General features: G+C 48.4%; 1 rRNA gene. It reads left to right on the plus strand.

The features are described from left to right. Positions 1-164: 164 nt before the first annotated feature. Positions 165-275, plus strand: a 5S ribosomal RNA gene (rrf, locus tag GTP44_RS26930); the annotation flags it as partial.

Here is a 275-nt window from a genome sequence, read left to right on the forward strand (position 1 = left end):
CAGTAATGCATTAAGCTAACTGATACTAATTGCCCGTACGGCTTGTCCCTATAACCTTGACGGTTATGCGCATTTACTCAGATGATGAGAATGCTACCCAACGAAAACTTTACTTCTCCAGATTCGCTGCGCAGCCATGAGGCTGCGCGGCATACAAGTCAAAGCTTGATGACCATAGTAAGTCGGTCCCACCCCTTCCCATCCCGAACAGGACCGTGAAACGACTCTACGCCGATGATAGTGCTGCAACCAGTGTGAAAGTAGGTTATCGTCAA

Source organism: Duganella lactea, assembly GCF_009857505.1.
Lineage (GTDB): Bacteria > Pseudomonadota > Gammaproteobacteria > Burkholderiales > Burkholderiaceae_D > Rugamonas > Rugamonas lactea.